This is a genomic window from Marinobacter sp., assembly GCF_048259445.1.
In the GTDB taxonomy this organism is placed as follows: Bacteria; Pseudomonadota; Gammaproteobacteria; order Pseudomonadales; family Oleiphilaceae; genus Marinobacter.
Window position 1 is genome coordinate 96881 of record NZ_JBLXHQ010000013.1, and the last position, 20468, is coordinate 117348.

Consider the following 20468-nt stretch of genomic DNA (forward strand, 5'->3'; position numbering starts at 1 on the left):
GATGGGCGAATTTGAGCTGATCCGGCATTATTTCATGCCATTAGCCCGCTCGCTCGGCTCCCACTCTGTTCTTGTGGGACCGGGCGACGACTGTGCCATCCAGAGAATTCCCGCCGGCTCCGACCTGGTTTTTTCCATTGATACCCTTGTTGAAGGCGTACACTTTCCCCTCAACTACCGCCCGGATTATCTTGGCTGGAGGGCGCTTGCAGTTGCTGCCAGCGATCTTGCGGCTATGGGGGCTGATCCAGCCTGTTTTACACTTGCCCTGACCCTTCCGGAAGTTGATGAGTGCTGGCTACGGGACTTTGCTTTCGGGCTGGGAAAAGCTGCTGAGGCGTTCGGGTTGGTGCTCGCGGGCGGTGACACAACCCGTGGACCCCTGGCTTTAAGTTTGCAGGTACACGGTCTGGTCCCTCAAAGTACTGGCATCCGTCGCTCCGGTGCCGGGCCGGGGGATCTGGTCGTGGTATCCGGTACCCTGGGTGATGCGGGTGCTGCACTGGAGTACCTTGACGTCCAGAACCCTTCCGCAGATCAGGCGTTTGTGCTTGAGCGCTACCACCATCCTGAGCCGAAGCTGAAGCTGGGCGCAGCTCTCAGAAATCTCGCGACTGCTGCCATTGATGTGTCAGACGGCTTGCTGGCCGATCTGGGCCATATTCTTGAAGCTTCCTCGGTTGGTGCGAATATCGAGCGTTCCCGTTTGCCGGTGTCGCCTGCACTCAACCGGTTGACAGGTTCCGCTGCCGGCGATTTTGCGCTGCACTCCGGAGATGACTACGAGCTATGCCTCACCATTCCTGAGGCAAACTGGGCCATTGTGCCATCGTCACTGAAACAACAGCTCACTGTTATTGGCGTGATAGAGTCAGAGCAGGGTTTGCGCCTTGATGGCGCTGCTGTAGTGTCGGAATCTGAGGCAGTAGGTTTTGACCATTTCAGGAGAATATCATGAGCCAGGAAGATCAGTGGCCAGAGCCGGATTTGCCCCAGGCTATTCTGCCTCCGGGGTTTCTGAAAAATCCCGTACACCTCTTGGCCTTCGGGTTTGGCAGCGGTGCCGCGCCCCGCGCTCCCGGAACCTGGGGCAGTCTCGCTGCAATTCCTTTGTGGTATGGGTTTGCATGGCTGCCACCGGTCGCTTATTGGCTCGTTGTTGCGCTGGCCTTTTTGGTAGGTATCTGGTTGTGTGGGAAAACAGCCGCTGACCTGAAAGTGCACGACCATGGCGGAATAGTGTGGGATGAGTTCGTTGGAATGTGGATTGCTCTTGGGCTCTTCCCGGATCAGATTTACGGTGTATTGCTGGCGTTTCTGATTTTCAGGTTTTTCGATGTTCTCAAGCCATGGCCCATAAACTGGCTGGATGAGCGATTACCCGGCGGACTGGGTATCATGGTGGATGACGTGGTTGCCGGTGGTATGGCACTCCTGTGCCTGATCGCGATTGATGCCTGGCTTGCGCCTTATATTCTCTGAAAGAAGCTTGTGGGGCACTGCAAAATGCCAGAGGCTTTGAAGAGTTGTTAGTGCACCTGCTGTTCTTCCGGTAGCAGCCTGACCACATGCAGGAAGCGTTTCAGCCCGATTTCCGCTCGATCTCTGGAGGCAAAGGGCCCGCTGTCAAAGCCCTCACGCGTCGTGAAATACCATTTGTTCCCGACGCAGAAAAACCGGCTGCTACGAAAGGGTACGCTGCCCTCTTCTCCTGACCTGACGTGAGTATTCATGGCCGACTCCTGTGCAAGTGCCAAATGTCTGCGTTTCGGGCGCTGCGTGATGGATGAACGTTTGTTTAAAATTAATACAAATCCGGGGGAATTCAACATTTTTTGACAATTATATGATTGCTGAAGTGATCGCGACCGCAGGCAGTGTTCTTTTGCGTATGCGGTTGCCCTCAGCGGTGGCTGTGTTCAGAATACACGATAACTGGCCGCACTCTTCGCCCGTCTATGCCTCACCTGAGTCCTAAAGGAGATAAAATGAGTATCAGTCACGTCTTGCGCGTTAGTAATTCCGGGTTGAGTCCTTCCACCCGCTGGTTAAAGTTGGTTTGGGCATTCCTCCCCGCTGCGCTTCTTTCTGTATTGGTGGGCTGTTCATCCGCAGTCACCAAGCTCGAGACCTGGGAGGGCAATCCAGCGACAGCAGTGAATGCGGCGACACTGAAAGCGCCCGGTGCTATTCAGGTCAGCCGGGTTAATGGCCGGGCCATGACTAACTACCTGATGGACGATCTGGCGCTGGATTATGCTCTGCTTCCCGGTGAGAACGAGGTGGTATTCACCTACAAAACAATCTGGGCTAAAACCGGAGTTGTGGAAAATGGTGAATCGAAGGTGCACGTGATCGAAAGCAAGCCCCAGGTAGTGCGGTTTGAGGCGAGGCCTGACGAGACGTATCGGTTTGAATTTGATAAGCCGAGTTCCCGTCGGCAGGCAGAGCAGATGTTACCGGAATTCTCTTCTGCCATTGTAGGGCCGGATGGTCAGGCGCTTGCCCAATCTTCAAACTGGTCGCAAGCCGACAACACTGTCGCAGCGCGAACGCCTGTACCGGGTGACCAGGTTGTTGGCGAGGAAGCCGTATCCGGTGACGGAATGAGTGCACTGAACCGTTTGAAGGCCGTTTGGGCAACTGCTGATGACGAAGAGAAAAAAGCGTTTTTACGTTGGGCATTTGAGTAATCGCCCGGCGCTTTGTCAGCCGTTACCGCCTGAAGCGGCCCGTAAGCCTCTTCAGTGCGCTTTCCAGTAGGCCCATTGCATCGTCTGTCAGTGTCTGGCTCCGGGTCTCGGTAAGTGGAGTGTGCATCTCCTCCGGATCAAGCTCACTGGCAGCTTTCTCGATGGCCTCAAGGCTGTCATGGACATGGCTCCGGAGCGAATCACTCTGGGTCACGACATCGGGGCAGACAGTAAAATTGAGTGTCAGGCTGCCCTGATAACTCACCGCAACAATAACCAGACCCATGCTGTCGAACAGTGGCGCAGCATTATACTGCTGGGTCAGCTTCGCACCCTGCAGGTAAAGAGGTACCTGGGGGCCAGGCACGTTAGTAATTGCCAGATTGAATACAGGCCGATAACGTTGGGCAATCTGCAGTTCAGAATACAGCCTGGCCGACAGCGCCAGCATGCTTGACGGTAAAAGCTCTGTGAGTCGGTCTGCTGCAATCGCGTCCCGATATGGCTCTGAGGATACCGCGTTCCAGTGAATTTTCCGGATGCGCCGTGCCGGGTCGGATTCGTTTGTGGCGAGGTCCAGCAGCATGGCGGACATCTGATTTCCTGTGGTTCTGCGTAGCGTGCTTGAGCGCACTGAAATCGGCGTCATGGCAATCAGAGACTGGCCCGTGTTTGTGCCTTGATTTCCAAGGTATCGCCGCAGAGTTTCCGCGCAAAGCCCCAATACCACGTCATTAAGCGTGACATCACCCAGTGCTGCCTTGACGGCTTTGAGTCGGGACAATTCAATTTTAGCCGGCACGATCTGGCGATTGGGTGTGATTTTCCGGTTGAATGGGCTGTGAGGTGCGGAAAACAGGGGGAACGGCAGAGGGATTTTCAGCAGTTGCTTCTGGATGAGTCCCCGGGCGGTCGTCTCCGCCGCGCCCACTGCAAGGGAGGCGAATCGCCAGGGTGTGCGCAGGATATTGACACCGGCCTGGACTATCACCCGTTCCTCGGATGGCTTCGGGCGCGGTTGCCAGGGGCGTGGAGCATTGATGGGCTGCGGCTTCGGAGTATATTCAAGCAGTTTGCTGATAATTTCTTCGCCGCTGAAGGCGTCAATGGCTGCATGATGCAGTTTGACGATAAGGGCAAAGCCCTCTCGACCTTTCTCGCTGCCTTCTTTTTCTTCGCCCAGACGAAAGCCGTCCACGAAGGTTATATGCCAAAGCGGCCGATCCCGTTTGAGGGGTTCTTCGATAATTTTCGAGGCAAGTGTCATCAGGTTTGCCTCCCGGCTGTTTTCGCCGAGGCTTACATAGGCCAGGTGCCGTTCGATGCTGAATTCAGGATCATCAATCCAGTAGGGCCGTCCCAGGCGTAGAGGAATCTCTTTCAGGCGCTGGCGGAAAACAGGCACTACATGAAGGCGGCTGCGCAGATACGCAATAAAGGTACTGAACGCCAGGGGCGTGTCCCGTTCGCTGGCATCAAAGAGGTAGATGCTACCGATGTGCATCGGCGCATTCGCGGATTCGAGGTACAGGAAGGAAGCGTCCAGTTCGGATAGCTGCCGCATCAATGGGCTCCGTTTATTTTCCGGGTTTTCCGTAGTATAGATGAATCTGCTGTCGCTTCGGTTGACTCATTTGCCTGTCAGAATTCTGCGGCGGAGTCAATATTGCACCTGACCTTTCCCGAAGCTTCAGTCATCAAGCCATTCTGTTACCGCCGAATCGCCGATCAGTCTTTGCCAGAACCACATCAGCGCTTTGCCTTTATCGTCAGCATGCCTTGCTGCCTGCAGCGCGACTGCCTGCCTTGGCTCCCCTACCTGCTTTTCAACGAGTTGGCCGGAAGCCAGAAGCTCTTTCACTCGAGGTTTTGGTAACCAACCTACACCGAGACCTGCCTTCTGCATGGCAATTTTATGATCGATATTCGCGCCGGTCAGCGTGCGCTGCCGGTGAAAGATGCCAGCATGACCAGCGGGCAGAGAACGGGAGGTGTCTGCGGCGACCGCTGCCGGATAGCGGCAAATATCTTCTTCAGTCAGCGGTTCTTGTGCATTTGCCAGCGGGTGGTCGGGGGAGATGGCAAAAACAAAGGTCATTTTGCCAAGGATATGGCTGGTGAAGTTTCCGGCGGGCTTACTGATGTCGTCGGCGCCGACAATAAGATCAGCCCTGCGGCTTTGAAGTGCATCCCAGGTACCGGCAAAAACTTCTTCGGTAATCTGAACGTCAACCGGAATGCCCAGAGCACAGAATTCTCTAATGGCCGGGAACAGGCACTCCGCGGGCAGTAGAGAGTTGAACCCGATGCGCAGCCGGGTTTCCCAGCCCTGGGCAACTTGCCGGGTTGAATGTGCGAGGTTGTCGGCCGCATCAAGCAGTGTTCGCCCTTCTTCCAGAAGATAAAGGCCGGCCGGGGTGAGAACGGCCCGGTGACCGCTTCGGTCGAACAGGGCCACGTTCAGGTCTTCTTCAAGCTTTTGCACGGTATAGCTGATTGCCGAGGGGACCCGGAAGAGTTCACCGGCGGCACCGGCGAAGCTGCCTTTGCGGTCGATGGCGTCGAGGACTTTCAGGGCGTCTATTGTGATGGCTGTTTGCATGTTCGAATTATCTGAGGTTGTTGGCCAGAATTGCTTGCTTGAGAGGGTAGCAGGGTGGCCGTTATTCTTCTCAGACTATCAGTAAATTTAATGGAGTCAGGTATGGGTCTTCTCGTAGACGGTAAATGGCATGATCAGTGGTATGACACCGACAAGACCGGTGGCAAGTTTGAGCGCGAAGCTGCCCGGTTCCGGAACTGGGTTACGGCGGATGGCTCTCCGGGGCCTGCGGGTGAAGGTGGTTTCAAGGCAGAGTCGGGCCGTTATCATTTGTATGTTTCTCTGGCTTGTCCCTGGGCGCATCGCACGTTGATCTTCCGGAAACTGAAGGGGCTTGAGGCCCATGTGTCAGTGTCTGTTGTTCATCCGGATATGGTGGAGAATGGCTGGGAGTTCCGGCCCGGCGAGGAAATGCACAGGGACGATCTGTATGACTTCCGTTTTATGCATCAGATCTATACCAGAGCCGCGCCTGAGTACTCTGGGCGGGTGACGGTTCCGGTTCTGTGGGATAAGCATCAGCAGACCATTGCCAGCAACGAGTCCGCGGATATTATCCGTATGTTTAACTCCGGGTTTGATGGTCTGGAAGGAGTGAACGCTGATCTGGATTTATACCCGGAAGCGCTTCAGGCAAACATTGATGCGGTGAACGAGCGGGTTTACAACACTGTTAATAATGGCGTGTACAAGGCAGGCTTTGCCACGGCTCAAGATGTGTATGAAAAGGCCTATGTCGAGTTGTTCGATTCGCTGGACTGGCTGGAAGCCAGGCTGTCGAAGCAGCGTTATCTCACGGGAGCTACGATAACAGAAGCAGACTGGCGGCTCTTCACAACACTGGTTCGATTTGATGCGGTTTATTACAGTCATTTCAAATGTAATCGCCAGCGCATCAGTGACTTCCCGGCGCTTTCAGGCTACCTGAGGGAGTTGTACCAGGTGGCAGGGGTGGCCGATACCGTTGATATTGGGCAGATCAAGCAGCACTACTACGTGAGCCAGCGCACCATTAACCCCACGCAGGTCGTGCCGGTGGGGCCGCACCTGGATTTCACGACTCCCCACGGGCGTGATGAGCTATAAAGGCAGGCTTTAGCTTACTCTCGCCACGGCGACCTGGGTCAATAGCTCCAGGGCGTTTTTGTGGGGTGAGTCAGGCAGGGTAGCCAGGGTGTCAGAAGCCTTGGCTGCTTCAGCTTTGGCTCGCTCCATGGTGTATTCCAGCGCTCCGGATGATTCAACAAGCTTCAGAACCCGCGGTAAATCATCCAGCCCGCCTTTGCGAATGGCCTGGCGAATGAGCTGCCGGTCTTCTTCGTTGCTGTGGGCCATGGCGTGGATCAGGGGCAGGGTGGTTTTGCCTTCGGCGAGATCATCGCCAACGTTTTTGCCCATGGCTTCCGCATCACCACGATAATCGAGCACATCATCCACCAGCTGGAAGGCCAGCCCCAGATGTTTGCCGTAATCTTTCAGTGCTTGTTCCTGAGCGCCGTCTGCGCCGGCGAGCAAAGCGCCGGAGTGGGATGCAGCTTCGAACAGCATGGCCGTCTTGTTATGTATCACGGTCATGTACTGATCTTCGGTGAGATCCGGGTTCTTTACATTCATCAGCTGCATGACTTCGCCCTGGGCGATTACCGCGGTGGCATGAGACAGGATCTCCATAATAGGAAGGCTCTTCAGCTCGACCATCATCTCGAATGCACGGGCGTAGAGGAAATCACCTACCAATACACTGGGCGCGTTCCCCCAGTTCGCATTGGCTGTGCTCCGGCCCCGACGCATATCCGATGTGTCTACCACATCGTCATGGAGCAGAGTGGCCGTATGCAGGAATTCGATCACCACAGCCAGCTTCAGGTGTTCGTCTTTGCTGTAACCTGCAGCGCGGCTGGAAAGTAAAACCAGTAAGGGTCTCAGGCGCTTACCGCCGCTTTCAATAATGTACTGGGCTATTTTTTCTACCAGAGGAACGTCCGAAGAAAGCCGCTGGATGATCAGGTCATTAACGCGGCTGAAGTCTTCCGCCACGGTGTCGTAAATGCGCTGGGCTGTCATGCGGCTTGTGGATCCCTTGCTGGTGTCGTAATTATGGAGCTGTCTGGCGTACTGTTAATACAGGCAGGTTGCGGCAATGCTAGGTATTGCTGCGGTTAGTGTCAACTTGGCTTGTATTGCGAAGCGTGTTTTCGTACAATCACGCGCCCAACTCATCCCAACCTGCGCTCCCTGCTATAGGGTCGCCAGAGCGCTTCCCTTAGAACCAGGTGGATAAGAGCAGGGATGGGTCAATCGCGGAGAATGTTAATGTACGCAGTTATTGTTAGCGGTGGTAAACAGCACCGTGTTAAAGAAGGCGAAACCCTGAAGCTGGAAAAGCTGGAAGTGGAAACCGGCGGCAACGTCGAGTTTGACCGCGTTCTGCTGATTGCTGATGGCGACAACTTTAAAGTTGGCGCGCCGGTTGTTGATGGTGCCAAAGTGACTGCGGAAGTAGTCAGCCACGGCCGTCACGACAAGATTCAGATCATCAAATTCCGTCGTCGGAAGCACTCGATGAAGCGTCAGGGCCACCGCCAGTGGTTTACTGAAGTAAAGATCACGGGTATCCAGGGCTAGGCTCTCGGAAAAAACCCCTTAATCAGGAGGCTTGTCATGGCTCATAAAAAAGCAGCAGGTAGTACCCGTAACGGTCGCGATTCCGAGTCGAAACGACTTGGTGTAAAGCGCTATGGCGGCGAATCAGTATCTGCAGGCAGCATTATCGTTCGTCAGCGCGGAACCCGTTTCCACGCAGGCGTGAATGTTGGCCTGGGCAAAGACCACACGTTGTTCGCGAAAGCTGACGGCCAGGTCAAGTTCGAAGTGAAAGGTCCGCAGAATCGTAAGTTCGTAAGTATCGTTCCAGCGGCTGCGTAAGCAGCGGCGATACGGTTCTGTCGAACCTTGGGCAGCCCTGATATCCTGTTGATCGAAGCAGGATTCAGAGCCGCCCGGAGCCCCGCAAAGCTTTCTTGAGGCTGCGGGGCTTTTTAGTTTATGCGCCATGCGCAAAGGGTTGATTCATGAAATTCGTAGACGAAGCCACAATCATCGTTGAGGCCGGTAACGGCGGTAACGGCTGCCTCAGTTTCCGGCGTGAAAAATACATTCCGAAAGGTGGTCCCGACGGTGGTGATGGTGGGGATGGCGGCTCCGTATATCTCGAGGCAAGCGATTCGCTTAATACATTGGTTGATTACCAGTTTCAGCGAAAGCATAAAGCACCCGGCGGTGAGCAGGGGTCCGGGCGTAACTGTACCGGCACCAAAGGGGATGATCTGGTGTTGCCGGTGCCAGTCGGTACCACGGTGGTTGATGTGGATACCCATGAGGTGCTCGGCGATCTGACTCGCATTGGTCAGCGCCTCAAGGTGGCTCAGGGTGGGTTTCATGGTCTCGGGAATACCCGATTCAAATCGTCAATAAACCGTGCTCCTCGTCAAACGTCCAAAGGCTCCGAGGGTGAGCTCCGGAACCTGCGCCTGGAGTTGAAGGTTCTGGCAGACGTCGGTCTTCTGGGCTTGCCCAACGCCGGCAAGTCCACCTTTATTCGATCTGTATCAGCCGCGACGCCTAAAGTGGCTGATTACCCGTTTACGACGCTGGTGCCAAATCTGGGCGTTGTCAGTGTGCAGGCGCATCAGAGTTTTGTTATAGCGGATATACCCGGCCTGATCGAAGGTGCTGCAGAAGGTGCTGGCCTGGGAATTCGTTTCCTCAAGCATCTTGTACGTACCCGTTTGCTGCTGCATCTGGTAGACGTAGCGCCTTTCGACGGTTCCTCGCCGGCTGATGCTGTGACAACCATTGCTCATGAGCTCGAGAAGTTCAGCGAAACCCTGGCTGGCCGTGATCGCTGGCTGGTGCTGAACAAGCTGGATATGGTTCCGGAGGAGGATCGTGAGGCTCATTGCCAGGCGATCATTGATGAGCTTGATTGGCAGGGCCCTGTGTTCCGTATTTCTGCGCTGAGCGGTGAGGGAACCAAGCCTCTGACGCAGGCAGTGATGCGCTGGATTGAAGAACGCGCAGAGGAAGAGGCTGAAAATCCGGAGGTTGCCGAGCAGGAAGCCGCGAGGCGCAAGCGCATGGACGAGGAAGCCCGAATCGGTATAGAGGAAGAAAAGCAGGCTCGCCGTGCGGCCCGTGAGGAAAATGACGATGACTTTGATGACGACGATTACGACGTTGAAGTAGTTTATGCGCCTGAATGAATTCAGGTTTTTACAGCCTGGGCTATCCAGGTAATCAGAAAGAGACAGTGTCTGAATCATGACTGAACGCGCCCAGCTGCCTCAGGCCAGACGCCTTGTGGTGAAAATCGGAAGTGCCCTCCTGACCAATGATGGCCGAGGGCTCGATGTGCCAGCGCTCGGGCTCTGGGTAGACCAGATGGCAGCGTTGGTCAGGCAGGGTGTCGAGCTGGTTGTGGTTTCTTCCGGCTCGGTCGCTGAAGGTATGAGTCGTTTGGGCTGGAAAAAACGCCCGGAAAGATTGCACGAACTGCAGGCTGCCGCTGCAGTCGGACAGATGGGGTTGGTGCAAACCTGGGAGGCTGAGTTCAAGCGCCATGGTATTCATACTGCCCAGATTTTGCTTACCCACGACGACCTTTCTGATCGCAAACGCTATCTGAACGGGCGGAGTACGCTCAGGGCGCTTCTGGATTTTGGTGTTGTGCCTATCGTAAACGAAAACGATACGGTGGTTACCGATGAGATCCGCTTTGGTGATAACGACACCCTGGGAGCTCTGGTTGCCAACGTGGTTGAGGCAGATGGTCTGATTATCCTGACAGATCAGCTCGGCCTGTTTGATAAGGACCCTCGCAAAAACCCGGATGCCCGTCTGGTGACGGAGCGGCTCGCCGGTGATCGTGAGCTGGACGCAATGGCTGGCGGAAGTGCCGGTGTTCTTGGTCGTGGCGGCATGCAAACCAAGCTTCGCGCCGCACGCCTGGCCGCGCGATCCGGAGCTTTTACGGTAATTGCAGGTGGTCGTGTTGAAGGCGTTCTTTCGCGGCTGCGCCAGGGTGAAGTTCTTGGCACTCTTCTTCTTCCTGAGCAGGGTCGCATCGCAGCGCGTAAGCAGTGGCTGGCCAGCCATTTGCAGACCCGGGGCAAGCTGACACTGGATGACGGTGCAGTGAAGGTGCTTCGCCAGGGTGGGCGTAGCCTTCTGCCGGTTGGAATAAAAGGTGTTGCCGGGCAGTTTCGTCGAGGCGAGATGGTGTCCTGTGTTGACCAGAAGGGTGATGAGGTCGCGCGCGGGCTGGCGAACTACGATGCAGGCGAGGCCAGGTTGATAGCGGGTCGTTCAAGCAGCAGTATTACTGAAATTCTGGGTTATATTTCAGACGAAGAAATGATTCACCGGGACAATATGGTGATTGTCTGAAACAAAAAAACCGGCTTGATAGCCGGTTTTTTTAATCGCAACAAGAGCTTTTGGCTAGCGCAAGGCGCTATCAGGCACTCTTCAGCGCTTTGATCTTCGCGCTCATGCGGCTCTTCTGGCGAGCAACCTTGTTCTTGGTGAAGATGCCCTTGTTGACCATGCTGTCCATAATAGGCTGGGCAGTCTGGAATGCGGCCTGAGCTTCTTCGTAGTTGCCAGACTCAATCTTTGCCTGAACTTTTTTCATGTATGTGCGAGTCATGGAACGCAGGCTTGCGTTGTGCTTGCGGTTTTTCTCGTTCTGACGTGCGCGCTTTTTGGCTTGCGGGGTATTTGCCACCGTAAAACTCCTGAAAGTACTTTAAATTCGTTACTGAATGATTCGTACGGAAAACTCCGGGCAAAATAATAACCAGAGGCTCCCTGAAATCGCGGGCGCGCCCATAACCAGCGCGTCGAAATAAATGACGCGGAACTATGCCGCCCAAACCTGTAAATGTCAATACCAAAGCCCATTTGATCCCATGATTCAAAAGGGCTGTGGTAAACTCCCGGCTCGCCGGATACGGGTTCAGCAGGGAAGCAGGTAATTCCCGAAATACCCGACCGAACGTGTGCGCAACCGGATAAAAACCTGAATGTCATCGCAACCTGAAACATCACCGGAAAAACAGCCGCCTGCCAAAGTGCCGGGCCTGCTCAGGTCTTCCGGTCTGGTGGGCATGATGACCATGCTGTCCCGGGTGCTTGGGCTGGTACGGGACATGGTGATTGCGCGCTACTTCGGCGCCGGAGCGGGCGCTGATGCTTTTTTTGTTGCGTTCAAAATCCCCAACTTTTTACGCAGGCTTTTTGCCGAGGGTGCTTTTTCCCAGGCGTTTGTTCCGGTGTTGTCATCCTATCGCGAAAACCGTCCGGTCTCCGACGTAAAGCGCCTGATAGATGCAGTAGCCGGATCTCTGGGGCTTGTATTGCTGGGCATCACCCTGGTGGCGATGCTTGGCGCGCCACTCCTGACCGCCGTCTTTGCGCCTGGCTTTCTGGATGATGACGTCAAGTTTGCGCTGACCAGCGACATGCTGCGCATCACCTTTCCGTATTTGTTGATGATTTCCCTGACGGCATTTGCCGGCGGTATCCTGAATAGCTATGACCGCTTTGCGGTACCCGCGTTTACGCCAGTTTTATTGAATCTGGCGATGATCGGCGCTGCCGTGTATCTCGCCCCTCTTATGAGCGAGCCGGTAATGGCTTTGGCCTGGGGAGTATTCATTGCCGGTGCGTTACAACTGTTTTTCCAGTTGCCGTTCCTTATGCGATTGGGGCTAATGCCCCGGCCGCGGGTGGATTACCATCACGAAGGGGTCAGCCGTATTCTCAAGTTGATGGTGCCGGCACTCTTCGGTGTGTCTGTCAGCCAGATCAACCTTTTGCTGGATACGGTGCTGGCGTCTTTCCTGCAAACGGGAAGTGTATCCTGGCTGTATTATTCTGACCGGCTCTCAGAGTTGCCTTTGGGGGTCTTCGGAATTGCCATCGCGACAGTCATTCTGCCCAGTTTATCCCGCAAGCATGCCGCAGCCTCTGCTGATCAGTTTGCCGCAACATTGGATTGGGCGGTTCGCGCCGTATTGATCATTGGCGTTCCGTCCGCTCTTGCACTGGGGCTGCTGGCTGAGCCCTTGATTGCAACCTTGTTTCATTATGGTGAAGTCACGGACAGAGATGTGGCCATGTCGGCCCAGAGCTTACGGGCCTATTCTGCGGGGTTACTCGCTTTTATGGTTATCAAGGTTCTGGCGCCGGGCTTTTTTGCGCGGCAAGACACCAGTACGCCGGTGAAAATCGGGATCATTGCCATGGTGGCCAATATGGTTTTCAATCTGGCGCTCATCGTACCCTTGGCCCACGCTGGTTTGGCACTGGCAACGTCGCTGTCAGCCTGGCTTAATGCGATTCTTCTCTGGCGCGGGCTCAAGCGGCAGGGTGCCTGGCAAAGCCAGCCCGGCTGGGGAAAGTATCTTTTACAGATTGGCCTCGCGAATGCTGCCATGGTTGCGGTTATCCTCTGGCTGAACATGCCGGTCATGCGCTGGCTGTCGGCAGACGGTATTGAGCGTTCACTTTACATGGGGATGATGGTCGTGGCTGCCAGTGGTACCTATTTCGTCGTTCTGGCGCTGGCAGGGGTGCGGGTAAGACATTTCCGGCAGAGGTAAGGTATAATCGCGCGTTTTCTCACCAGCGTCTTGCGTACAGTCAGGCGCTGAAAGCCAACTGGCAAATGAAGGTTCGCACTGCATGCGTCTGATCCGAAGCCTGACTAACCTGAAAACGCTTTCAAGGCAGGTGGACTCTCCGTTGGCGGAGGGCTGTGTGGCCACTATTGGCAACTTTGACGGCGTTCATCTGGGCCATCAGACGATTATTGACCAGGTAAAAAGCAAAGCGCGTGCGTTAAATCTACCTTCGGTGGTTATGGTTTTTGAACCTTTGCCAAGGGAGTTTTTCCAGGGTGTGGAGGCGCCTCCCAGGCTGATGAGTTTCCGGCAGAAACTTGAAACCCTGCTGGCAGCGGGTATTGATATCGTGCTTTGTCTGAAGTTCGATAATAACTTTCGCAGCTACTCCGCTATGGGCTTTATAGATGACGTACTCATCAATGGGCTGGCGGTGCGCCACCTGGTTGTAGGTGATGATTTTCGTTTCGGCTGTGACAGGGCAGGAGACTTTGCGCTACTGGAAGAGGTCGGCGAAAACGCGGGTTTTTCAGTGGAGAACACCCGCACCGTAACCGTTTCAGATGAGCGAATAAGTAGCACACGAATCCGTAATCTGCTGCAGGGTAACCAGCTCGAGCAGGCCGAGTTTTTGCTTGGGCGCCCTTATCGTATCCGGGGCCGTGTTGTTTATGGCCGGCAGCTGGGCCGACGTATCGGCTCGCCTACAGCGAACATTCTGCTCCGACAGATTCCAGCCTTGCGCGGCGTGTATGTTGTCACCGTGACGCTGGAAGACGGAAGCAATCAGGACGGCATTGCCAATATTGGCTTGCGCCCGACCGTTGACGGCAAGCAGCCAGCGCTGGAAGTGCACCTGTTTGACTTTACTGGCACACTTTACGGCCAGCATATTGACGTTGTTTTCCGCCACGGACTGCGGGATGAAGAAAAGTTTGAATCCATCGATGCGCTTAAAGCGCAGATTGCCAGAGATTTCGACGACGCTAGAGCGTGGCTGGCCGAACACCTGTTAAAGAGCAGCTCTGAGCAGAATTGAACGAAAAAGCTGACCAAACCTACTGACCAAAAGAGTACGCACACAAACCATGAGCGACTACAAGCACACTCTGAATCTGCCGGAAACCGCGTTTCCCATGCGCGGTAACCTGGCCAAGCGCGAGCCCGAAATGCTCAAGCGTTGGCAGGATCTGGACGTTTACGCCAATCTGCGCCAGCAGCGCGAAGGGCGTGACAAGTTCATTCTCCACGATGGCCCTCCCTACGCCAACGGCAGCATTCATATTGGTCACGCGGTTAACAAGATTCTGAAGGATATGATCGTCAAATCTCGCGGTTTCATGGGCTTCGATGCGCCCTATGTGCCAGGCTGGGATTGCCACGGTCTGCCAATAGAGCACAAGGTTGAGCAGGAAATCGGCAAAGCCGGTGTGAAGGTCGACTACAAGACTTTTCGTCAGGCTTGCCGGGACTACGCCACCAAACAGATTGCAGGCCAGAAAGCGGACTTTGTCCGCCTTGGCATCATGGGCGAGTGGGACAAGCCTTACCTCACCATGGATCCGAAAGTGGAAGCCGGCATTGTACGCGCGCTGGGTAAGATCGTTGCCAAAGGGCACGTGGTTCGTGGTTTCAAGCCGGTTTACTGGAGTGTGGTGGGTCAGTCCGCGCTGGCAGAGGCCGAAGTGGAATATCAGGACAAAACCTCAACGCAGATTGATGTGCGTTTTACTGCCGTGGACCAGGCCAAAGCTCTGTCGCTGTTTGGAACGGACAAGGGCGAGGGTGACGTTTCCATCGTTATCTGGACCACCACGCCCTGGACCATCCCGGCTAACCAGGCGGTATCGCTCAACGCCGATCTGGACTATGCACTGGTGCAGGTTGACGCCGGCAACGGCCCGGAGCGCATGATTCTGGCTGCGGCCATGGTCGAAGGCGTTATGGCGCGCTGGGATATTGCGGATTTTGAAGTGCTGGGCACTTGCCTGGGCGCTGACCTTGAACACCTGCTCCTGCATCACCCGGTCTACGACAAGCAGGTTCCGGCGATTCTGGGTGACCATGTGTCTATAGAGGCAGGTACCGGTGCCGTACATACAGCGCCTGATCATGGCATGGAAGATTTTGTGGTCGGCAAAGCCTACGGCATTGGTACCTTGAACATGGTTCAGGCCGACGGTACCTATACCAGCGCGACCGGTGAATTTGCAGGCATTCATGTTTACAAGGCTGACGAGCCTGTATGCGAGGCTCTGGTCCGGGAAGGCAAACTGGTGCGCAGGGAAAAATTCCGCCACAGCTTTCCCCATTGCTGGCGCACCAAAACACCTCTGATCTATCGTGCGACGCCGCAATGGTTTATCAGCATGGAGAAAGAAAACCTCCGCGCAGACGCACTGGAAGCCATCAAGGGTGTGCGCTGGGTACCTGCCTGGGGCCAGAATCGAATCGAGGCCATGTTCCAGCAGTCTCCGGACTGGTGCATCTCACGCCAGCGCACCTGGGGCGTGCCAATTACCCTGTTTATCCACAAAGAAACGCAGGAACTGCACCCGGATACCCAGAGCCTGATTGAGAAAGTGGCCCAGGCCATCGAAACCGGTGGCATTGACGCCTGGTACGAAATCGACACCCGCGAACTTCTGGGCGACGATGCCGATCACTATGAAAAAGTCATGGACACACTGGATGTTTGGTTCGATTCCGGTGTTACCCACGAATCCGTGCTGCGTGTACGTCCTGAGCTGGGTCAATTCCCGGCGGATATGTATCTTGAAGGCTCTGATCAGCACCGTGGCTGGTTCCAGTCGTCGCTGAAAACCTCTATTGCCATGAACGGTGTGGCTCCATACAGGCAAGTGCTGACCCACGGTTTCACCGTGGATGGCAAAGGCCTGAAGATGTCGAAGTCTCTGGGCAACGTGATCGCACCACAGGAAGTCATGAACGAACTGGGTGCCGATATTCTCCGCTTGTGGGTTTCAGCAACCGATTACAGCGGTGAAATGACGGTTTCCAAGGATATTCTGCGCCAGACAGCAGACGGGTATCGCCGTATCCGCAACACTTCGCGCTTCCTGTTGAGTAACCTTACCGGCTTCGATCCGAAGCAGCACATGGTCGCGCCGGAAGACATGATTGCGCTGGATCGCTGGATGGTGGATCGCGCTCTGCAGTTGCAGAATGAGCTCCATGAGGACTACCAGAACTATGCCTTCCTGCGGATCTACCAGAAGGTTTACAACTTCTGCGAAGCCACACTGGGCGGCTTTTACCTCGATATAATCAAGGATCGCCAATACACCACCCAGGCGGACAGCCTGGCGCGGCGCTCCTGTCAGACGGCGCTTTACCACGTAGCTGAAGCACTGGTGCGCTGGATAGCGCCCATCCTGAGCTTCACTGCCGACGAAATCTGGCAGCACCTGCCGGGCGAGCGCGGCGAGACAGTTTTCTACGAAACCTGGTATGCGGGCCTTACGGCACTCCCGGAAGATGCTGAGCTGGGCCGGGACTACTGGCGCCGGATTTTCGGCGTTAAAGAAGCGGTAAACAAGCGCCTTGAAGAAGCTCGCGCCCGAGGGGAGATCAAGGGATCACTGAGCGCCGAAGTAACGCTCTACTGTGAAGGCGATCTGGCAGCTGACCTGGAGTTTCTTGGAGAAGAGTTGCGCTTTGTGCTGATTACTTCCGAAGCAACCGTAAGGCCCGTATCGGAAGCCGGTAGCGCCGAGATGACCAGCTACGAAGGCCTGCTGGTAAAAGTGAACCCAGCGACTCACGCGAAATGCGAGCGCTGCTGGCACCACCGGGAAGATGTGGGTGCCAACGCTGAGCATGTAGACCTGTGTGGCCGCTGCATCACCAACGTGGAAGGGCCGGGCGAAACCCGCTCGTTTGCCTGATGGAACTGGCAATGAATGAGCAGGTGACCGGAAGCAAACTGAAATGGCTCTGGCTGGCGGTTCTGGTAGTCGCGCTGGATCTTGGCTCCAAGGCCATGGCAACGGCGATGCTGACCTACGGTAATCCGGTGCCGGTGATTCCCATGTTTAATCTGACGCTGCTGCACAACACCGGAGCTGCATTCAGCTTTCTTGCTGACGCCGCCGGCTGGCAGCGTTGGTTCTTCGTAACCCTGGCGCTTGTAGTCAGCGTGGTATTGGTCGGCTGGCTGAGAAATCTGCAGCGCCATGAAACCTGGTCGGCCATTGCCATCGTACTGATACTTGGCGGTGCTCTGGGTAACGTATACGACCGGGTAGTGCACGGTTATGTCGTCGATTTCCTGCATTTTTACTGGCAGGACTGGCATTTCCCCGCATTCAATCTGGCCGATACCGCCATTACCATAGGCGCCGCGATGATGATTCTTGATATGTTTCGCAAGCCCGCTGATTCCGGCAAGCCTGCGAACGGGAGCGAATAGTGGTTATGAAAGAACTGCCAGTAGATAAAGGTACACGTGTAACCCTGCACTTTGCGCTCAAATTCGAGAGCGGCGAAGTCATTGATTCTACCTTCGATAAAGACCCTGCAACTCTGGAAATTGGCGACGAAAGCCTGCCGGAGAACTTTGAGGCCTATCTGATGGGCATGAAGGCCGGCGACAAGGCCAGCCATCAGGTGCCTCCGGAAAAAGCGTTTGGTCAGCGTAACCCCAACAACGTGCAAACCTTCAAACGGCACGAATTCAGTGCGGATATGGTTCTGGACCCGGGTGTGATGATCTCCTTTGCGGATGCGCGGCAGCAAGAACTGCCAGGCGTGGTGAGCCGTGTGGAAGGCGATGAGGTGGAGGTGGACTTCAATCATCCGTTGTCCGGGCGTACACTGACTTTCGATATTGAAGTTATTGATGTAGAACCGGCAGGACAGACGCACTGACTATGCAAATAAGACTGGCAAACCCCCGTGGCTTTTGTGCAGGCGTGGATCGCGCCATCGAGATCGTGAATCGCGCTCTGGACGTATTCGGTGCGCCAATTTATGTGCGTCACGAGGTCGTGCACAACAAATTTGTGGTCGACAACCTCCGCAATCGCGGCGCCATTTTTGTGGACGAACTGGATGAAGTGCCAGATGACAAGCTGGTGATCTTCAGTGCCCACGGCGTATCCCAGGCCGTTCAGAACGAGGCGGCCCGCCGTGGCCTGAAAGTGTTCGACGCCACCTGCCCGTTGGTCACCAAAGTGCACCTGGAAGTCATGCGCTACAGCCGCGACGGCCGCGAGTGCATACTGATTGGTCACCATGGCCATCCGGAAGTGGAAGGCACCATGGGCCAGTATGATCACAGCACCGGCGGTGATATTTATCTGGTTGAGAACGAAGAAGACGTATCAAAGCTCGAAGTAAAAGACCCGGCCCACGTTTCCTACGTTACCCAGACCACACTCTCCATGGACGACACCGCCCGGGTGATTGACGCCCTGCGTGAGAAATTCCCTTTAATCGAAGGCCCGCGTAAAGACGACATCTGCTACGCCACCCAGAACCGCCAGGACGCGGTGAAGCAATTGGCCGGTGACTGTGATCTCATGCTGGTTGTGGGCTCTCCTAACAGCTCCAACTCCAACCGCCTGCGCGAGCTGGCTGAGCGTATGGGTACCCCTGCCTACCTGATTGATGAGGCCTCCCAGATTGATCCGCAATGGCTGGAAGGCAAGTCCTCGGTCGGCGTCACTGCGGGTGCATCAGCTCCGGAAGTGCTGGTTAACGATGTGATTACCCGCTTGCGGGATCTTGGGGGCAGTGTGCCCGAAGAGATTGCCGGGCGTGAGGAGAATATTGTGTTCTCTATGCCTAAAGAGTTAAGGATTGATGCAATTGAGCTCTAATCAGAGCTCAATTGCTTTAGCTTCCTAGGATGACTTACCAGCAGCCTGCCTGAGCCGCACCACGAGTACCTTGCTCGTCCAAGGTTAGTGTGCCGCAGTCGTCGTTTGCCTGCCCTCCTGTTGGAACTGCCTGAAGAGTATAGGTGTCTCTGGTTGCGTTGACTGAAAAGCTGATATTGTAGAATGCTGTGCCATTCTGCGGTGATTGAGTAAAAGGCAGCGCTGGGTTATTGCCAGCGTCGCGGTAGTCAAAACCATTGGAATAGCGTCTTTCCATCCATTGTGACAGCTCGAGTAGATCAGCTGTCGCAGTTGTTCGCCTGGTGCTCTCTATCTGGTTCTGGTAGAGAGGAAAGGCGACTGCCGCAATAATGCCGATGATCGCTACGACAATTAGCAGTTCGATCAGCGTGAACCCTGCCTGTTGTTGTGTCTTCAAAACTATCTTCCTTAAGTGGTTCATAAACTCACGTCAGTCTTCACTGATTGGTGACGGTTATGCTTCGAACCGCCCGTGTGAAGGAGCTTTCATCGACGACACCCCCCAATTCCATTTTAACCCGATCTCCCGGCTCTATCTTTTGTATGACCTGTTCTCGCGACCAGGATGCGTTATTGAAACGAAGAACGTTGTCCAGAGTGAAGGAATAGTCATCAATAATCAGGTTAAAGGAGTTTTCGTGCACAAAATCCACGGTTCCCTTGTAGAACTTGTCATTACCGGACAGCGTTGCCCCATCGTCCCTTTCTTCGGCATGGGCTTGTCCGGCGACAAGCAACATCAAACCGGACATGACTGCTGAAAGGAAGAACGTGGCCGTCGCGGGCCTTCTGCCGCAAACAGGTGAAAAAAGGCGAATCATCATAAACTTTTCCTTTCACTATAATTAAAGGTTACGACCTTGTGTTGGCGCTGTGAAACAGACTCTTAACGAGCCTGTTCCCAGGTTTGTCTTCCGATGCTTGAGTCCAGAGAGCGCGCGCAGAGGCCGTCCTCACAGGGATCGCCCGGCGAGAGTTGTGTCGGATCCAGGCCCGGTATCAGAACTTCGGCATCTCCATCTGAGGTTGCAATCGTCCGGTTCTCACCACCATAACCCACCGTAATACCGCTGGGCGCGCCATCGCTGCCGTCACCGCCATTATTGCCACCGCCTTTAAAGCCGCTCACCATGTCGCCGGTGGTGAAGGTTCCATCGCTATCCAGGTCAAATACCGGGGTTTCTGAGGGAGCTCCAGATGTCAACTTAAGGTCCATAATAAAGCCTGTCCGCCCGCTTCCACACGGATCACTATCCGGTATAACTGTGGTAAAACGGATTCGATCAGGGTTCACGCCAAACGGGAAGGTCGCTCGGCTAATTACTCGCTCCCCAATTTTGTTCGAGTTATAGGCAAGGTCCAAGTACCAGCCATCTTCACTAGTAAGCTGATTGTTCGACGTATCGCGAACGGTAAAGCTATTTGTGCCGTTTCCGGAGACTTTGTTGACGACTATGTCTTTCTGCTGGGTGATAGTTTGCTCCAGCAGGTCTGAACGGGTCAGATTGGAGGCCGTTAAGTCATCCTTGATCGCATAGAGGGTCTGGATGTCGTAGTCACCTTCGTCGCCGCTGCGAAGGAAGCTGCCTGTTCCAAATGCGAC

General features: G+C 55.0%; 21 protein-coding genes and 1 pseudogene. 14 read left to right on the forward strand and 8 right to left on the reverse strand.

What is annotated here, in order from left to right:
• Position 1: 1 nt before the first annotated feature.
• Both thiL and ACN0RL_RS11110 read left to right on the forward strand, forming a co-directional pair.
• Complete coding sequence (gene thiL / locus ACN0RL_RS11105; RefSeq protein ID WP_417516694.1) at positions 2-958, forward strand: thiamine-phosphate kinase; 957 nt, start codon at positions 2-4, stop codon at positions 956-958.
• The gene (locus ACN0RL_RS11110) at positions 955-1482 is read left to right on the forward strand and encodes a phosphatidylglycerophosphatase A (RefSeq protein ID WP_417516696.1); all 528 of its coding nucleotides are present in this window, start codon (positions 955-957) and stop codon (positions 1480-1482) included. Before thiL ends, ACN0RL_RS11110 begins: the two co-directional genes overlap by 4 nt.
• Before the next feature lie 47 nt (positions 1483-1529).
• On the opposite strand, the gene ACN0RL_RS11115 is transcribed toward ACN0RL_RS11110, so the two are convergent.
• On the reverse strand, positions 1530-1733 hold the full coding sequence (locus ACN0RL_RS11115; protein ID WP_417516698.1) for a DUF6316 family protein: 204 nt from the start codon (positions 1731-1733) through the stop codon (positions 1530-1532).
• A 255-nt stretch (positions 1734-1988) separates the two neighbouring features.
• Here ACN0RL_RS11115 and ACN0RL_RS11120 point away from each other — a divergent pair, with 255 nt between their 5' ends.
• On the forward strand, positions 1989-2693 hold the full coding sequence (locus tag ACN0RL_RS11120) for a DUF2057 family protein (RefSeq protein WP_417516700.1): 705 nt from the start codon (positions 1989-1991) through the stop codon (positions 2691-2693).
• Between the two features lie 22 nt (positions 2694-2715).
• Here ACN0RL_RS11120 and ACN0RL_RS11125 read toward each other — a convergent pair whose 3' ends face one another.
• Together ACN0RL_RS11125 and ACN0RL_RS11130 are read right to left on the reverse strand one after the other, a co-directional pair.
• Entirely contained in the window at positions 2716-4257 is a 1542-nt protein-coding gene (locus tag ACN0RL_RS11125; RefSeq protein ID WP_417516702.1) for a WS/DGAT/MGAT family O-acyltransferase, read from the reverse strand.
• Between the two features lie 126 nt (positions 4258-4383).
• Positions 4384-5295 carry a LysR family transcriptional regulator gene (locus tag ACN0RL_RS11130; protein WP_417516704.1) on the reverse strand — a complete coding sequence of 304 codons (912 nt, stop codon included), beginning with the start codon at positions 5293-5295 and terminating at the stop codon, positions 4384-4386.
• A gap of 102 nt (positions 5296-5397) precedes the next feature.
• Between ACN0RL_RS11130 and ACN0RL_RS11135 the strand changes: the two genes are divergently transcribed.
• Positions 5398-6381, forward strand: coding sequence for a glutathione S-transferase family protein (locus tag ACN0RL_RS11135; protein ID WP_417516706.1), 984 nt, complete (start codon positions 5398-5400; stop codon positions 6379-6381).
• Positions 6382-6390: 9 nt separating this feature from the next.
• On the opposite strand, the gene ispB is transcribed toward ACN0RL_RS11135, so the two are convergent.
• The gene (ispB, locus tag ACN0RL_RS11140) at positions 6391-7359 is read right to left on the reverse strand and encodes an octaprenyl diphosphate synthase (RefSeq protein ID WP_417516708.1); all 969 of its coding nucleotides are present in this window, start codon (positions 7357-7359) and stop codon (positions 6391-6393) included.
• Between the two features lie 249 nt (positions 7360-7608).
• Between ispB and rplU the strand changes: the two genes are divergently transcribed.
• The 4 genes from rplU (at position 7609) to proB (ending at position 10740) form a co-directional block, all read left to right on the forward strand.
• Positions 7609-7920, forward strand: a complete 312-nt coding sequence (gene rplU / locus ACN0RL_RS11145; RefSeq protein ID WP_072799598.1) for a 50S ribosomal protein L21 — start codon at positions 7609-7611, stop codon at positions 7918-7920.
• A gap of 36 nt (positions 7921-7956) precedes the next feature.
• Positions 7957-8220 (forward strand): 50S ribosomal protein L27, encoded by a 264-nt coding sequence (gene rpmA, locus ACN0RL_RS11150; RefSeq protein WP_144780029.1) that lies wholly within the window; start codon positions 7957-7959, stop codon positions 8218-8220.
• 146 nt (positions 8221-8366) lie between these two features.
• Positions 8367-9557: an Obg family GTPase CgtA gene (gene cgtA / locus ACN0RL_RS11155; protein ID WP_417516710.1), complete on the forward strand. Its 1191-nt coding sequence runs from the start codon at positions 8367-8369 to the stop codon at positions 9555-9557.
• 58 nt (positions 9558-9615) lie between these two features.
• Positions 9616-10740, forward strand: coding sequence for a glutamate 5-kinase (gene proB, locus ACN0RL_RS11160; RefSeq protein ID WP_417516712.1), 1125 nt, complete (start codon positions 9616-9618; stop codon positions 10738-10740).
• 70 nt (positions 10741-10810) lie between these two features.
• On the opposite strand, the gene rpsT is transcribed toward proB, so the two are convergent.
• A complete protein-coding gene (gene rpsT / locus ACN0RL_RS11165) occupies positions 10811-11080 on the reverse strand; it encodes a 30S ribosomal protein S20 (RefSeq protein WP_417516714.1) in 270 nt (89 codons plus the stop codon).
• Positions 11081-11378: 298 nt separating this feature from the next.
• Here rpsT and murJ point away from each other — a divergent pair, with 298 nt between their 5' ends.
• From murJ to ispH, 6 genes are all read left to right on the forward strand, one after another.
• Entirely contained in the window at positions 11379-12959 is a 1581-nt protein-coding gene (gene murJ / locus ACN0RL_RS11170) for a murein biosynthesis integral membrane protein MurJ (protein ID WP_417516716.1), read from the forward strand.
• 82 nt (positions 12960-13041) lie between these two features.
• Entirely contained in the window at positions 13042-14019 is a 978-nt protein-coding gene (gene ribF / locus ACN0RL_RS11175; protein ID WP_417516718.1) for a bifunctional riboflavin kinase/FAD synthetase, read from the forward strand.
• 49 nt (positions 14020-14068) lie between these two features.
• Positions 14069-16888 carry an isoleucine--tRNA ligase gene (gene ileS, locus ACN0RL_RS11180; protein WP_417516720.1) on the forward strand — a complete coding sequence of 940 codons (2820 nt, stop codon included), beginning with the start codon at positions 14069-14071 and terminating at the stop codon, positions 16886-16888.
• Entirely contained in the window at positions 16888-17412 is a 525-nt protein-coding gene (gene lspA / locus ACN0RL_RS11185) for a signal peptidase II (RefSeq protein WP_417516722.1), read from the forward strand. The genes ileS and lspA overlap by 1 nt, the downstream gene beginning before the upstream one ends.
• Positions 17413-17417: 5 nt before the next feature.
• Entirely contained in the window at positions 17418-17870 is a 453-nt protein-coding gene (fkpB, locus tag ACN0RL_RS11190; RefSeq protein WP_417516724.1) for an FKBP-type peptidyl-prolyl cis-trans isomerase, read from the forward strand.
• Between the two features lie 2 nt (positions 17871-17872).
• Positions 17873-18823 carry a 4-hydroxy-3-methylbut-2-enyl diphosphate reductase gene (gene ispH, locus ACN0RL_RS11195; RefSeq protein ID WP_417516726.1) on the forward strand — a complete coding sequence of 317 codons (951 nt, stop codon included), beginning with the start codon at positions 17873-17875 and terminating at the stop codon, positions 18821-18823.
• Positions 18824-18857: 34 nt separating this feature from the next.
• On the opposite strand, the gene ACN0RL_RS11200 is transcribed toward ispH, so the two are convergent.
• The 3 genes and pseudogenes from ACN0RL_RS11200 to ACN0RL_RS11210 form a co-directional block, all read right to left on the reverse strand.
• Positions 18858-19262: a type IV pilin protein gene (locus ACN0RL_RS11200; RefSeq protein ID WP_417516728.1), complete on the reverse strand. Its 405-nt coding sequence runs from the start codon at positions 19260-19262 to the stop codon at positions 18858-18860.
• 40 nt (positions 19263-19302) lie between these two features.
• A complete protein-coding gene (locus ACN0RL_RS11205; protein ID WP_417516730.1) occupies positions 19303-19689 on the reverse strand; it encodes a hypothetical protein in 387 nt (128 codons plus the stop codon).
• Positions 19690-19751: 62 nt separating this feature from the next.
• A pseudogene (locus ACN0RL_RS11210) lies at positions 19752-20468 on the reverse strand (hypothetical protein); the annotation flags it as partial.